6 protein-coding genes are annotated in these 15,198 nt (G+C 48.1%); all 6 read right to left on the bottom strand.

Annotated elements, in window-relative coordinates; translation table 11 throughout:
- Nucleotides 1-21: 21 nt before the first annotated feature.
- Nucleotides 22-750, bottom strand: coding sequence for a LytTR family transcriptional regulator DNA-binding domain-containing protein (locus IGI72_RS06480; RefSeq protein WP_015509411.1), 729 nt, complete (start codon nucleotides 748-750; stop codon nucleotides 22-24).
- A 615-nt stretch (nucleotides 751-1,365) separates the two neighbouring features.
- Nucleotides 1,366-2,400, bottom strand: coding sequence for a DUF916 and DUF3324 domain-containing protein (locus tag IGI72_RS06475; RefSeq protein ID WP_438753523.1), 1,035 nt, complete (start codon nucleotides 2,398-2,400; stop codon nucleotides 1,366-1,368).
- Nucleotides 2,401-2,511: 111 nt separating this feature from the next.
- A complete protein-coding gene (locus IGI72_RS06470) occupies nucleotides 2,512-3,159 on the bottom strand; it encodes a WxL domain-containing protein (RefSeq protein WP_438753521.1) in 648 nt (215 codons plus the stop codon).
- On the bottom strand, nucleotides 3,156-3,464 hold the full coding sequence (locus tag IGI72_RS06465; RefSeq protein WP_201705886.1) for a hypothetical protein: 309 nt from the start codon (nucleotides 3,462-3,464) through the stop codon (nucleotides 3,156-3,158). Before IGI72_RS06465 ends, IGI72_RS06470 begins: the two co-directional genes overlap by 4 nt.
- 14 nt (nucleotides 3,465-3,478) lie before the next feature.
- Nucleotides 3,479-4,948 (bottom strand): adhesive domain-containing protein, encoded by a 1,470-nt coding sequence (locus IGI72_RS06460; RefSeq protein ID WP_438753517.1) that lies wholly within the window; start codon nucleotides 4,946-4,948, stop codon nucleotides 3,479-3,481.
- Between the two features lie 102 nt (nucleotides 4,949-5,050).
- Entirely contained in the window at nucleotides 5,051-14,461 is a 9,411-nt protein-coding gene (locus IGI72_RS06455; RefSeq protein ID WP_438753514.1) for an Ig-like domain-containing protein, read from the bottom strand.
- Nucleotides 14,462-15,198 lie beyond the last annotated feature (737 nt).

The following is a 15,198-nucleotide window of genomic DNA, read 5'->3' as shown; positions in this document are numbered from 1 at the left end:
CTCCAGTAAATGTATGTAGTTTTAACTGATTGCCTTACGGATTTTTTTCCCGACTTCTAACTCTTCTCCATTAAAAAAGCACAAAACATTGTTTGTTCGATCGATCATTTTGATTTGTCGCGCATTGATAATGTAGGATTTGAAGACGTTATAATACTCTGGCAGCTCTAATTGTTTGATCACCTTCAAGGAAGTTTCGAGGAATTCGATCGACTTTTTTTGGTGAAAAGCGATTCGGTTTCGCTCTCCTTTGATCGTTGTAATATAGTTGATTGCTTCTGCATCAACCACCATCAACTCTCTTTTACTGACGATTTTTAATAAGTGCTTTTTTCCGAGTAATGATCGTTTGACTTCGATCGCTTCCGTTAATAAATTTCTTAGCTGCATTGCCACCTCCTTTTCTTTTGTATCGATGATCCCTAAAGGACAGATAAGATTCAGCTTCTTGATTTCGATTTTGGAGGCATAGGCACCATAAAAAGCGATTTGACACTTTTTGCATTGTTCCCTCAAACTTCCTGCTAATTGAAAACTTCGATCAAATCCTTTCATTTCAATGGAAAATAAGAAGAGATCGTTCACATCTGTTAGGTATCCGTCAAGAAAAGGGGCTAATTCTTCAGGTGAAAGAATCTGCACTAGAGAATGCGGAACACGACTTTCCGTAATCATTTTCTTCATCAAATTCCCATTAAAAAAGTTGTCATCTACTATATAAACAGCGAAATTGCTCAAATTTGCAGACATCTTAATTCTCCTTTTTGCATCATTTCTAATTGTATTCTTAATCAAAAATGCCTGCTTGCACTTTCAAACGAATTAAAGAAACATTCATGCAAAAAAGGTAGTTTAAATTAAAAACAAAGTAAGAAAAGACGCTGTAATTGGTCTAAACCTATTATAGATAAAAAGACACGCTAAAGAGTTTTCTTAAAGCTTTTATAAGGGAGTAAGCGTAGCCACCAGAAAAATATTATGTTTTTTTAACAATATCTACGAAAGACTTCAAGGGAAGCGGAAACATTATTATGTAAAGTTTTATGATAATTCCATGTGAAAAAAAACGATCAGAACCCAACATCACAAACGTTATTTATTTTCCACTGGATGCTTCTCTCCTTTCAATGATTGAAGAACAATTATTCATCAGTGATGACATGACCTCCTATTGGTGAATGTCAAAATTTCTTCTTCACTGTTCTCAACAAAACGTGCGGAACACGAAAAAACCATTTATTCTCAATGATAAATGGTTTTCTTTCCTGATTCTTTTTATGAGTGGTACTGCTTTTAGCTATTTGAAAACATTTTTTACTATAATAGTAGACTTTTCCTGCAACCACCTTTGATTTCCACTACCTACTAATCATCACTTTTATTCAATGCTCGCTTCAGCTTACGATTATGCCAAATCAAATAGGCGATGATCAGACATAAAACACCACCAATCGATAAGTAGAGAAGGATCGGCGAAGCGGTTTCTTCAATACTAACATCTTGCTCGTTTCTTTCTTGCGCTTCTTGACTTGCAACTTGGAAGGTAGGCTCTCCTTGCCATTGTTGATCAGCTGCTTTGAGGGTCGTTTTTATTTCATACTCTCCTGATTGCAGTTCGTTTCCATCTAATGGCAGTGCGTAATTCATTAACGCATTGGGCGCTAATTGGACCTCTTTTTCCCCTTTGATCGCTGTTGCTTGTCCATCATGAAACACTTCATAAGCAAGCGTGGCCTTGCTAAGATAATTTGCCGCTGTATTTTCCACCGCTACGATGATGACATTGCGGCGATTGATTTCTTCCAGATGAGCTTCCTCAATCCGGACCGCTAGCGGGATGTCGGTCTCTTTGTTACGGAGCAACACCGCCACTTCTCTGGCTAGTAGGTTTTGGACATTACCTTGAAATTCTTCACTGCCGGTTTGCTGGACGTATAGTCCCCCTGCCAAAATCCCATCAAAGGATTCAGATGGCATCTGGACTGTCAAGGTGATTTCTTTTTGCTCATTAGGGGCTAACGAAAGGGTTTCATCACTTAAAGTGACGAGTTCTTCGATCGCGTATGGAGCAGAAGGCGTTGCTTCTTCATTTGCCCCAGAGTACTCAACGACACCCGTCATGTTCGTGACCGCTCGATTAAAGGATAGCTGTAGATTGATTGGTTGCTCGCTTTTATTGGAAACCATGACCGCTAGTTTTTCTTCTGCCTTGGGCTCCAGCAACAAATCATAGTACATCAGCTCTTTGTCTTGCTGTGACTCTGGCAATTTGATTTGAACATCGAAGGTATCCAGTGAATCTGCTGTCCCCGTACTGCTCGTACCAATGAAAAATAAGACCGTTAGAATACTTACTACCCAATACTGAAATCCTTTGCCTCGAACTTTCTTCTGATGCATCCTGTCAGATCCTTTCTACACAATATAGGAAAGAAAAATCAGCTAGCATAAAAAGCAGCCGCTCAGGCAAGCTGCTTTTTTTCTGCTAACTGTTACGCAATGACTACTGCCCTATGGGGTCGTCGGCGCACTGCTGATCGTCCAAACGAGGGTCGTTTGGTAGGTTGCTGATTGTTTTTCCGTATTGGCTGGGATCGAAAGGGTAAATTGTTCTAAAGGCATCGACGTTTCACCAATCCCTTCGCCAGCATTGGCGGTCAAGAACGCATACTCATTGTTGATCGCCGCAAAATCAAGCTCGCCATTGGCAATATCACTGGTTCCTGTTGGCGGCGAACTCAAGTTATTGGTCAACGTCCCCGTATCTACTGTTAATACCGCACCATCCAACGTGCTGTCTCCTGCCGTAAATTGGGTTGCTTGCCGTACTTTGATCGCCCAAGAAGAGTTCGCCTGTCCTCGGTTATCGCTGACCGCAACTGCCCCTCTTTGCAGCGTTGACCCATCCCCAGGTAGTCCAGTTCCATCCGTAGTAGCTACCCACGTTTCGGCAGTTTCTGTTTGGATTTCATGGGCACCAAAATCTAAATTCGTTGGTAGCTGCGTATTGGGATCACTCCCGCCTTTATCCGGGTCAAACACGATGCCCCCAGAGGTATATTCTACGACACCGGTCGTGTCATCTGCTTGCACTGTCGCACCAATGCTAAGGGCAGTCAATACCCCCAATGCGCCTATTATCGTTTTCTTTGAAATCATTTTGCCATCCTCCTTTTTTTGATGCAAATGATCAATGTCAGACTAATGAAGAATCCGCCTATTACGGGCAGCCAAAAGTGATTGGTTTCTGCAAGCTGTGGCAGCGGTTCTTCTGCGTTAGTAACCGTTTCTTGACTGGTCGGTGGTTCAATTTCTTCATCAATGGAATCACTGCTAGCTGTTTCCGTTGGTCCTTCATAAAACTCAATGTTGCCGGTCGTCGTATTGGCTACTGCTGATGGAACGATACTGTAGAAACTGCCGATCATCAAAACCAGAAGCAGCACAAGGGAATTTTTTTTCATTCGGCTCTTCCTTTTCAAGGTGTATCGGAAACGGTCCACACGACTGTGGCGCGATACTGACCTTGAAATTTAGGTGTTTTCTCAGGTACAAATAAATTGAACTGGGAAAAATTAACAGTCAGTCCACCAGTCGATGCCGCATTTTCCAACGTCACCACATTTTTTTCGACATTTTGCTGCAGGGCAATCGTTGCATTATCAGGTAAAACCACTCGACCGTCTGTAAATGTCGAATTGACAGTTCCAAGCTGAACCCTTAATTCGGCAGCTGGCAATGTTCGCGTGCCATTGATCCAATTGGTGGATTGTCTGACCTTGACTTGCCATTTTTTCTGACGATTGCGGGTATCATTGATCCGTAAAATCCCAGTTGTAGCTGCTGCGCTTTGGTCGCCGTTGGCGGTTGCCCGCCATGTCTCACTCTTTTTCGTTTGAATGGCATGTCGGCCAAAATTCAGCTGAGTCGGCAGATTCGTCCGATCCATCGTCAGTGCTTCGACCATGAAATAAATCATGGTTTGGCGACTGCTGATATTTAGCACACTAAAGTTCAAGAGATTGAGGTCCGTCGGCTTTGCCTTCAACACAGAAGCCGAAAAATTGGCGGTCCAATTTGCGGTCAACTGTCCTGGACCCGAAAGTAACGTAGGAATTTGAACATCCGTTGCTCCTAAAACGGCTGCATCCGCCATTTGTTCTTGGACGGTTGCCAAATTGTTCAACGCTGACGTTACGGTGCTAAGCAAGGTATTCAGCAATCCTTGCAGCAATGCACGAACAACACCGCCAATATCGATGCCGATCACTCGGATCTGGGTATTTTGAATCGCCGTGCTTAAATTCCGTAAAATTTGCGGGACATTGGTTCCTAAAACGACACCGAGGTTCGAACTCATATTGGCATACAACGCTTCTCTTTGGGTGGTGAACTGCAACGGACTGCTTATTTCTACATTGCCTAAATTACCAACAGTTTTTAGCAAGGAAATTTGCTGATTGACAGCCGTTAAATCGATTTGCACAATTCCGAGATTGAGATTTAATGAGCTGGTCAAGGAATCAAGCGCTGTTAAGATCGCATTCAAAAGCGGGACATTGGCAATATTGACTGTGGTCGACGTTTTGATAGCTGCTGATCCGTTGGCACTGATGCTAGTTCTCAACTCTGTGGGGATCGCCAACAAAGCAAATTTATCCTCACCGTTGACATTGACAGAAGCGTTCAAACCCCCGTTCCCTTTGATCGAAAAAGTCACTGGTCGATTTGTCACGCTGCCTGGCCAAGGTGCACTTGCTGAAGTACCACTTGTATTGGCACTTGTTAAATTGCTTAAAATTTCCACATCTAATACGTTCACTGCCGCCTCGGCTTCTTTGGTCGTTGTTAAAAGATACAAATTGACGAAACTGATGCTGGTCAACAAGAAAATCAACTGAGCGATCGTCCATTTGTAAAAACGTTTTTCCCTCCTTCTGCTTTCCATACCATTTCTAACCCTTTCTTTACGAAACGATGATCAATGCTTCAACGTTTTGATTCACTAGAGATACCAGCGGAGGATGTCCACTCCGCTGGTAAAGTCATGCTATTTTTGCTGGTCTTTTTTCTTTCTTGCTTTGAAGAACAAGCCGATTCCTCCGACAACGAAGACTGCTGCTCCAATCACTGAAGCATACCAAGTTCCTTCTGATCCCGTTTTCGGTAAGAATTTACTTCCCCACCAGCTTTGGTTGTTATTGTTGCTGTTCCAATTATTGTTTCCCCAGTTGCCCCAGTTGCCCCAAGCGCCGTTGCTTCCGTCGGTACCATTCGTACCATCAGAACCATTGGTGCCATCCGTGCCATCGGTTCCGTCCGTGCCATCGCTGCCGTCCGTGCCGTCAGTACCATCTGAACCATCCGTGCCATTGTCACCCGTTGGTACAACGATTGGTGTTGCTGCACTGCGGTATTCTCTGCCACCTGCTGTAACGATCGCCACAACGTTAAGGGTTTCTTCTGGTGAAACATCCTCTGGATCTAATGTGATGCTGAACGCACCATTTCCATTGGTCGTTCCTGTTCCGACAACGTCACCCGCTTCATTCAAGATTTCGATCGTCGCATTGGCTGGTCCATTCCCGAAGACTGGATAGCCATCGGTAGGATTGCCAGTGATCGTAGCAACCGGTGCATCAACCGTCAAAGCATCGACTACGGTCGTCGTCGGATCACTTAGGGTTTCGCCATCTGCTAAAGCAAGAACCGTAACGGTTTCACCTTCCGTCGCTTCCGCGGATAGCTCAACACGCCAGTCGCCATTTTGATCGGCGATCGTTGTGATTGGTCCTTCAGCCGCGAAGATGGTCAGGAATCTACTTGTTAACGGATCGCTGATGGTAACGGTAATCGTAGCACCTGGCTCACTCGTTCCGCTGATCGTTGTATCACCAGCCGTAACTGGGTCAATGGTTGGGGTATCTGTCTTGATGCTTTCATCATCGACAGGTACGACGATTGGCGTCGCATTACTGCGGTAGTCATCCCCACCAGCAGTGACGATCGCCACAACCGATAAGTTTTCTTCTGGTGCGACATCCTCACTAGTCAATGTGATCGTGTAGTCACCATTTTCATCGGTAGTGCCTGTTCCAACGACATCCCCCGCTTCATTAAAAATTTCAATCGCTGCATTGGCAGGCCCGTTCCCAGTTACTGGATAGCCTTCTTGGGAATTCCCAGTAATGGATGCTGAAGGGGCGTTGACCGTGATGCCATTAACAACGGTCGTTGCTGGTTCACTGGCGGTTTCTCCTTCACTTTGCGCCACTGCTGTTACGATTTCATCTCGAGAAACTTCCGCAACGTCCACTGACCAATTTCCTGCTTCATCTGCTTCGGTTTCAACCGCTTCTTCGCCTGTTACCGTCACGGTGACCATCGCTCCCGCTACAGCAGTACCGGTAATGGTCGTGTCACCAGCTGTGACTGGTTCGATGATTGGTGTAGCGGTTTGATCGATCGTATTCTCGACGGGCACTACGATTGGTGTCGCATTACTCCGATAGTCTTTGCCACCAGCGGTGATGATCGCAACGACATTCAATGATTCTTCAGGAGAAACAGCTTCACCAGAAAGCGTGATCGTGTAGTTGCCATTTTCATCGGTAGTGCCTGATCCAACGACGTCTCCTGCTTCATTCAAGATTTCAATCGCCGCATTTGGTGCTGCCATCCCCGTCACTGGGTAACCATCCTCTGGATTGCCAGTGATGGACGCGGTCGGTGCTGAAACCGTGATACCATCCACACTCACTGTGATTGGTGCACTAGGATCTTTTTCAGGTGATTGGGCCACAACAGTGACGGTATCACCCTCCGCAACTTCAGGTACCTCAACTGTCCAATTGCCCTCTTCGTCCGTTTCGGTCGTGATCGGTTCATTTTCCCCAATCGTTACCGTCACCGTTGAACCTGGTTCGGCAGTCCCGCTGATCGTCGTATCGCCAGCTTTGACTGGATCGATCGTTGGTGTTGCAGTTTGTTGCTCTTCTTGATCCAAAGGTACCACGATCGGTGTCGCGTTACTGCGGTATTCCTTGCCGCCAGCTGTCAGAACTGCAACGACGGTTAAGCTTTCCGCTGGTGCAACAGCTGTTGGTTCAAGAGTGATACTGTAGTTTCCTTCTGCGTCTGCAGTTCCTGAACCGACGATTTGTCCATCGCTATTCAAGATTTGTACGGTGGCATTGGCTGGTGCCGTTCCAGTTACTGGATAGCCGTCCGTGCTATTGCCTGTGATCGTTGCACTAGGAGCAGTGACCGTCAACGCACCTACACCAACTGTGACTGGAGCGCTGGGCTCTTTGTCAGGTGATTGTGCCACAACAGTGACTGCATCGCCTTCAGAAACTTCTGGTACTTCTGCCGTCCAATTGCCTTCGTCATCCGTTTCAGCCGTGATTGGTTCCGCATCTGGTACGGTGATCGTCACGGTTGAACCTGGTTCAGCCGTTCCGCTGATGCTGGTATCCCCCGCCGTGATTGGATCGATCGTTGGTGCTGCTGTCTGATCCACTACCGTATCTGCTGGTACGATGACCGCTGTTGGATTACTGCGGTACTCTTTCCCACCAGCTGTAACGATGGCAACGACGTTTAAGGTTTCTTCTGGATCGACAGTTTCAGCAGTTAAGGCCACTGTATAGTTGCCGTCTCCATCAGCAGTGCCTCTTCCAACGACTTCATTGGCTGCGTTCAAGATCTCGATCGCTGCATTGGCTGGTGCTGTCCCAGTCACTGGGTAGCCATCCGTGCTGTTGCCGCTGATGGAAGCTGTTGGTGCTTCGACTGTCACTCCTTCAACGATGACAGTGATTGGATCACTTGGGTCTTTGCCGTCACTGTCTGCGACGACTGTGATGGTATCCCCTTCAGACAATTCAGGCACATCGACACTCCAGTTGCCTTCGTCATCTGTTTCGGCGGTTTCTTCTGTGCCATCCGGTAGTGTTACAGTTACAGTTGAGCCTGGTTCGGCGGTTCCGCTAACTGTTTCATCGCCTGCTTTGATTGGATCAACCGTTGGTGCCGTTGTTTGGTTTTCACCTGGTTCAGCTGGCACCATGATCGGTGTCGCTGGACTGCGATAATCCTTGCCACCAGCTGTGACCACCGCAACCACCGTCAAGTTTTCTTCAGGAGAGACGTCTTCACTGGTCAAATTGATCGTGTAAAGCCCTGCATCATCGGTCGTACCCGTTTCAACTATCTCGCCAGCTTCATTCAAGATTTCGATGGTCGCATTCGCTGGTCCTGTTCCAGTCACTGGATAGCCATCCGCTGCATTGCCGCTGATGGACGCACTAGGCGCTGTCACCGTTAATGCCCCGACCGTGATCGTTGCTGGTGTACTTGGTGTTTCATTTTCTATTTCTGCCACTGCCGTAACAGTCGTTCCTTCGGAAAGCGCTGGTACCTCAGCTTGCCAATTGCCCTCTTCGTCAACTTCAGCGGTGATTGGGTCTTCCTCACCGACCGTCACGCTGACTGTTGCTCCTGGCTCGGCTGTTCCGCTGATTTCTGTTGCGCCAGCCACTGCTGGATTGATCGTTGGTGTCGCCGTTTGATCCGCTGGCACCACGACAGCCGTTGGTTGACTACGGAAGTCATCCCCACCTGCGGAAACGATGGCAACGACACGGACCGTTTCCCCCGCTGATACTTCTTCACTGGTCAAGGTAACGGTGTAAACGCCATTCTCATTGACTGTTCCTGTGCCAATCACTTGATCATCAGCATTTAAGATTTCGATTGCCGCATTGGCTGGTGCTGTACCAGTTACTGGATAGCCATCTTCACTATTGCCAGAAATCGTTGCCGTTGGTGCTGCCACGATCAGCCCTTGCACCGTCACTATAACTGGTAAACTTTCTGTTTTGCCGTCTGCCAAGGCAGTAACTGTCAAGACATCATCTAGAGAAACCGTCGGCACAGTTGCCGTCCACTCACCTTCGTCATTTGCTGTTGCAGTGTAAGTATTGCCGCTTGGCAGTTCAACGGTTACCTCTGCTCCTGGTTCAGCCGTTCCGCTAACAGTTGTCGCCCCAGCAACCACGGGTGCGACAGTTGGTGCTGCTGTTTGGTCTTCTGCGTTATCTTCTGGCACCACGATAGTAGTTGCTGGACTGCGGTATTCATCGCCGCCAGCTGTTACCACTGCCACCACTCGCAAGGTTTCTGCTGGAGACACACCATCTGTCAAGGTGATCGTATACTCACCGTCTCCATTGGCAGTCCCACTGCCCACCACTTCACCCGCATCATTTAAGATCTCAATGGCTGCGTTGGCTGGTGCTGTCCCTGTGACTGGATAGCCGTCAGTACTGTTGCCAGTAATCGTTGCCGTTGGTGCTGCCACGTTCAAGGCACCGACACCGACACTGATTGGTTCACTTGGGTCTTTGCCTTCAGCTTCCGCAACCACTGTGACCGTGTCGCCTTCTGAAAGCTCTGGTACGGTGACCGTCCAATTGCCTTCCTCATCCGTTTCGGCAGTCACTGGATCTTCTCCAGAAATCTCCACCGTCACCGTTGAACCAGGTTCGGCCGTTCCTCCGACGGATGTATCCCCTGCTTGCACTGGATCGATCGTTGGTGCGGTCGTTTGGTCTGTTGGCACCACGATGGAAAGCGGCGCACTGCGGTATTCATCGCCGCCAGCTGTTACCACTGCTACCACCTGAAGTGGTTGTGAAGGATCAACATCACTACTGCTCAAGGTGATGCTGTAGGCACCCTCCTCATTTGCTTCGCCACCGCCGACAACCTCATCGGCTGCATTTAAGATCTCAATCGCTGCATTCGGCGTGGCCGTTCCTGTAACTGGATACCCATCGGTACTATTGCCGCTGATCGCTGCTGTCGGTGTCGCCACACTAAGTGGATTTACGACGACCGTTGCTGCATCACTTGGTGTTTCCCCATCAAGGGTCGCTACCACGGAAACTATTTCTCCTTGAGAAACCTCGGGCACCGTTGCCGTCCAATTGCCTTCGTCATCTGCTTCGGCAGTGACTGGCTCTGCGTCACCAATCGTTACCGAGACTGTTGCGCCAGGTTCAGCTGTACCACTGATGGTCGTGTCGCCGGCTGTCACTGATTCAATCGTTGGGACTGCAGTTTGATCCAAAGGTACTGTGATTGGTGCAGCCGCACTGCGGTAATCTTGACCACCGGCTGTGACTACCGCCACTACCCGTAAGGTTTCAGCTGGAGACGCATCATCACTCGTCAACGTGATCGTATATTGGCCTTCGTCATTGGCAGTGCCAGTACCTACTACTTCGTCATCGGCATTCAAGATTTCGATGGCTGCATTGGCTGGTGCCGTTCCCGTTACTGGGTACCCATCGGTACTATTGCCACTGATCGTCGCGGTTGGCGTAGCAATCGTCAACCCATTGACCCCAACACTGATTGGTGCACTTGGGTCTTTGTCTGGTGCTTGTGCGACCACTGTGACGGTTTCTCCTTCAGAAACTTCAGGAACTTCAACCGTCCAGTTGCCCTCGTCATCGGCTTCACCAGTCACAGGTTCTTCACCTGGGATCGTTACCGTCACCGTAGCGCCTGGTTCGGCAGTCCCACTGATCGTCGTGTCCCCTGCATTGATTGGGTCGATGGTTGGTAATGCTGTTTGTTCAAGCTCATCTGCTGGGACCGTCACTGGTGTGGCAGGACTACGGTACTCATCCCCGCCAGCTGTTACGATCGCAACGACAGACAAGGTTTCTTCTGGTGCTGCATCGGCTGGTGCGATGGTTACCGTATAGTTTCCATCCCCATCGGCTGTGCCAGTACCAATCACATCGCCTGCTTCATTCAGTACTTCGATCGCTGCATTCGCTGGTGCAGTCCCCGTGATTGGATAACCATCGGTACTATTGCCGCTGATGATCGCTGTCGGTGCTGCCACCGTCACTCCTGCGACCCCGACGCTGATTGGCGCGCTTGGCTCTTTGCCTTCAGCTTCCGCAACGACTGTGACTGTATCGCCACCAGAAACTGCTGGCACTTCTGCAAGCCAGTTTCCTTCGTCATCCGTTTCAGCCGTTACTGGTTCTTGATCCGTGATCGTCACAGTAACCGTCGACCCTGGTTCTGCCGTTCCGCTAATCGTGGTATCACCTGCTGTGACCGGATCGATCGTTGGTGTCCCTGTTTGTTCAATGTCTGCTGGTACCGTGATTGGTGTGGCATTACTGCGGTAGTCTTGACCGCCTGCTGTCACAACTGCCACCACCTGCAATGCTTCTTCTGGCGCCACATCGGCTGGATCTAAGGTCACGGTATAAGCACCCGTGTCATCCGCCGTCGTGCTACCAACAACATCGCCTGCTTCATTCAAAATCTCAATTGCCGCATTCGGTGTCGTTGTTCCGCTGACTGGATAGCCATCCGTGCTATTGCCTGTGATGGAAGCGCTCGGTGCACTGACCGTAACACCATCAACGGTCACGGTAATCGGTGCACTTGGATCTTTGCCTTCGGCCTCGGCAACGACTGTTACCGTATCGCCTTCTGATAATTCAGGAACCGTCGCTTCCCAGTTGCCTTCGTCATCGGCTTCTGCCGTGATCGGATCGCCTTCAGGCAGCGTGATCGTCACTGTTGCCCCTGGTTCAGCCGTTCCGCTGACGGTCGTATCCCCAGCTGTTACTGGGTTGATCGTTGGTGTTTCCGTCAAGTTTTCTACATCATCTGCAGGAACTACAAGCGGTGTGCCTGTACTGCGATAGTCTTCACCACCAGCCGTCACGATCGCTTCCACCCGCAAGTTGTCGCCAGCTGCCACCTCTTGAGGATCAAGGGTGATCGTGAAGTTGCCTTCATCATCGGCTGTTCCACTACCAACGACATCGCCTGCTTCATTCAAAATTTCAATCGCTGCATTGGCAGTCGCTGTTCCCGTTACTGGATACCCATCTGTGCTATTTCCAGTGATCGTAGCTGTTGGCGCCGCCACGGTTAAACCGTTTACACTCGCGGTGATTGGGGCACTCGGATCTTTGCCTTCAGACTCAGCTACGACCGTCACGGAATCGCCTTCTGACAATTCAGGAACCGTTGCTTCCCAGTTGCCTTCATCATCGGCTTCAGCCGTGATTGGGTCGCCTTCAGGAAGCGTGATCGTTACCGTTGCCCCCGGTTCGGCTGTCCCACTAACGGTCGTATCTCCAGCACTGACTGGATCGATCGTTGGTGTTTCCGTCTGCAGGATATCTGCAGGCACCACAACAGGTGTCGGGTTGCTTCGATAGGTTTCGCCGCCAGCGGTCACAACTGCCGTTACATTCAAGGTTTCTTCCGCGGCAACATCTGCTGGATCTAACGTCACCGTATAAACGCCATTCTCATTGGCAGTACCTGTTCCGACAATTTCGCCATCCGTATTGGTGATCTCAATGGCCGCATTTGGTGCAGCTGTTCCAGTCACTGGATAGCCCTCTTGACTATTTCCTGTGATCGAAGCTGTTGGGGCATTGACCGTCAAGGCGGACACGGTGGTACTTGCTGGCTGACTTGGTGTTTGTCCTTCTAGTTCGGCGACAGCTGAAACCGTATCGCCCTCTGACACTTCGTCCACATCAACACGCCAATTGCCCTCTTCATCGGCTTCCGTCACGATCGGATCTGCACCGTTGACGGTCACAGTAATCGAGGCGCCAGGCTCAGCCGTTCCGCTGACGTTTGTATCCCCAGCAGTCACTGGTTGGATCGTTGGTGTTCCCGTTTGTTGCTCGGCATCGTCTGCTGGAACGACGATTGGCGTATTGCCACTGCGGTACGTTTGACCGCCAGCAGTAACGATTGCAGCAACATTCAAGTTTTCATTTTCTGCTACATCTGCTGGGTTCAAGGTGATACTGTAGTTGCCGTTCTCATTTGCCGTCCCAGTGCCAACGACTTCACCCTCGCCATTGGTGATTTCAATGGCTGCATTTGCTGCGGCTGTCCCCGTCACAGGATACCCATCGGTGCTGTTTCCTGTAATCGAAGCCGTTGGGGCATTGACCACTGGTGCTGCTACCGTTGCCGACGCAGGTTCACTCGCTGATTCCCCGTCCGCTTCCGCTACTGCTGTGACTGTATCACCTTCTACCAATTCAGGGACATCGGTCGTCCAATTGCCGTCACCATCTGCGGTTGTGGTAATAGGTGCACCGCCGTTGATCGCCAATGTGATGGCTGCGCCTGGCTCAGCTGTTCCGCTGATCGTCGTTTCCCCTGCTGTCAATGGATTGATCGTTGGTGTATCGGTTTGATCTTCTGGTGTGTCTGGTGCAAACCAAATCGAGTTATTGCCGTCAGCATCCGTAAATAAATCAATGGTGATGAGGTCAAGCTGAGACATCGTTGCTTCGAAGCGAGCTTCGTAAGGAGTGGAAGGATTCGCCACACCATTTTCAACCAATTGCGCATAGGTCGGACTGGTAACATTCGTTGGAATCACCACGTTGGTTTGACCTAAAACAGAAGCAGAAGCGACCTGATCTGCTAGATCGGTCGTAGCATTCAAGACATTTTGAGCAGTTTCAACCGTGCCATTTAAAGTCGCTTTGGCGGTATTGACCGTCGTTTGTACCAGTGTATTGATCCCGCTGATCAAGGTACCAATTCCTGGGATGCCGCTGGCACCATCTAGAATACTGACTTGGATCTGTGCCGCTTGTAAATTATCAAGAATTTGATTGATGCGCTGATTGACAACGATAAATAAACCATCATCCACATTGGCAATCAGGGCACGTTCGTTTTCGGTTAATCCAGCTGGAACTTCAAAATTCGCTTGGCCAAATTGTCCAAGTTGATTTAATAAGTCTAACTGGGTCGTAATTTCATCTAAGTTGACGGAGATCACTTCGCTGACATCCACGATTGAAGCCGCCGTATACAACGGATTCGGCAAGCCACCAATGACTGTTGGCGGAATATCCAATGCGTCAGCTAAATTTTGATTGACGATTCCATCAACCGTGCTGATCAAGGTATTGACTGCTGGTGTGACTGTCCCGATCAATGTTTGCAAGGCTGGGAAATTCCCCAGTTGGAGTATCACATTGGTGGAAATCGATGCATTTCCTGCCGGTTGAACCAAACCAGTAAGCCCTTGAGGAACCCCAACAACTGCGACTTTATCCCCATTCAAGACATCAACCGTTACTGCATTTGATCCAGAAATCGAGAAATTGACTTGGTTCGTTGCACCAGGAGTTGCATAAGGTGCAGACGCACTCGTGCCTGAGTTATTAGACGCTGTGATATCTGAGAAAAGTTCAGCTGAAACCAAAGCAGCTTCAACCGTCGTTGGTGCCCATAATAAACTTGCTGGCACGACCACCGTACTCGTCAACAACATCCCACTGACAGTTAAATTCGCAATAATGTTTTTCTTTGTTCGAACGCGTGTATTTTTCTTTGAATCCATGAGCTTTTTGTAATTAATGCCTTTCATTCATTCTCCTCCTGTTCGAAAAAATTTAACCGACAAAAGATAAAACTGATGATCTCTGGAATGATTCCTGCCCCCTTTTAAACCAGATGAAAATCTATTTCAACCCAACACCCAAAGGCATAGAGAGAAAACAAAAGTTACCGATCGCAAAGCGAAGATTTTTTCGCATGCTTTCTGAAAAACCCAGTGATTTTTGTTCAAATCGTTTCACAGCACATTAGAATGCGCTTGTGAAAACCGAGAGATAAAATAACTAATCGAACACACTGTGTAACAAAATTCTAGCAAATTTATTTCTTTCCAACAAATTATAAACACGATAAATAATTAAAAAAACACTGAAATTAACGTTACAAAACATAAAACATTTATTTTATAAACAAGCACAGATTATTTATATTTATCTTATAAACAGGTGCATAACGATAAAAAGTTATCATTTTTTATCAAGAAAAGCACCTTACTATTCATAATTAATCAACATAATGAATGCGATTACATTTGTTTCTTTATACTCAAGAAGAGAGAAAAACGATGATGTTGTTTTTTCTTGTCTTCAACCCCGTTTTTTACCTACGAAAATAAAAAAACAAAAATAATTCAGGCGTTTTTCACGATATTGTCTAAAATAACTCTTACCGACGAAAAAAATGGGCTCGAAAAGCTCCCAGAACGTTCTGTGAAAAAAGGAATGAAAATCTCCTATTAAAATCGAGCGTGAGCAATCATGAAATGAA

The organism is Enterococcus sp. DIV1059_2, assembly GCF_051713685.1.
GTDB lineage: Bacteria > Bacillota > Bacilli > Lactobacillales > Enterococcaceae > Enterococcus_D > Enterococcus_D casseliflavus.
Note: the sequence above shows the minus strand (reverse complement) of the source record. Positions and strands in the feature narration are given on the sequence as shown.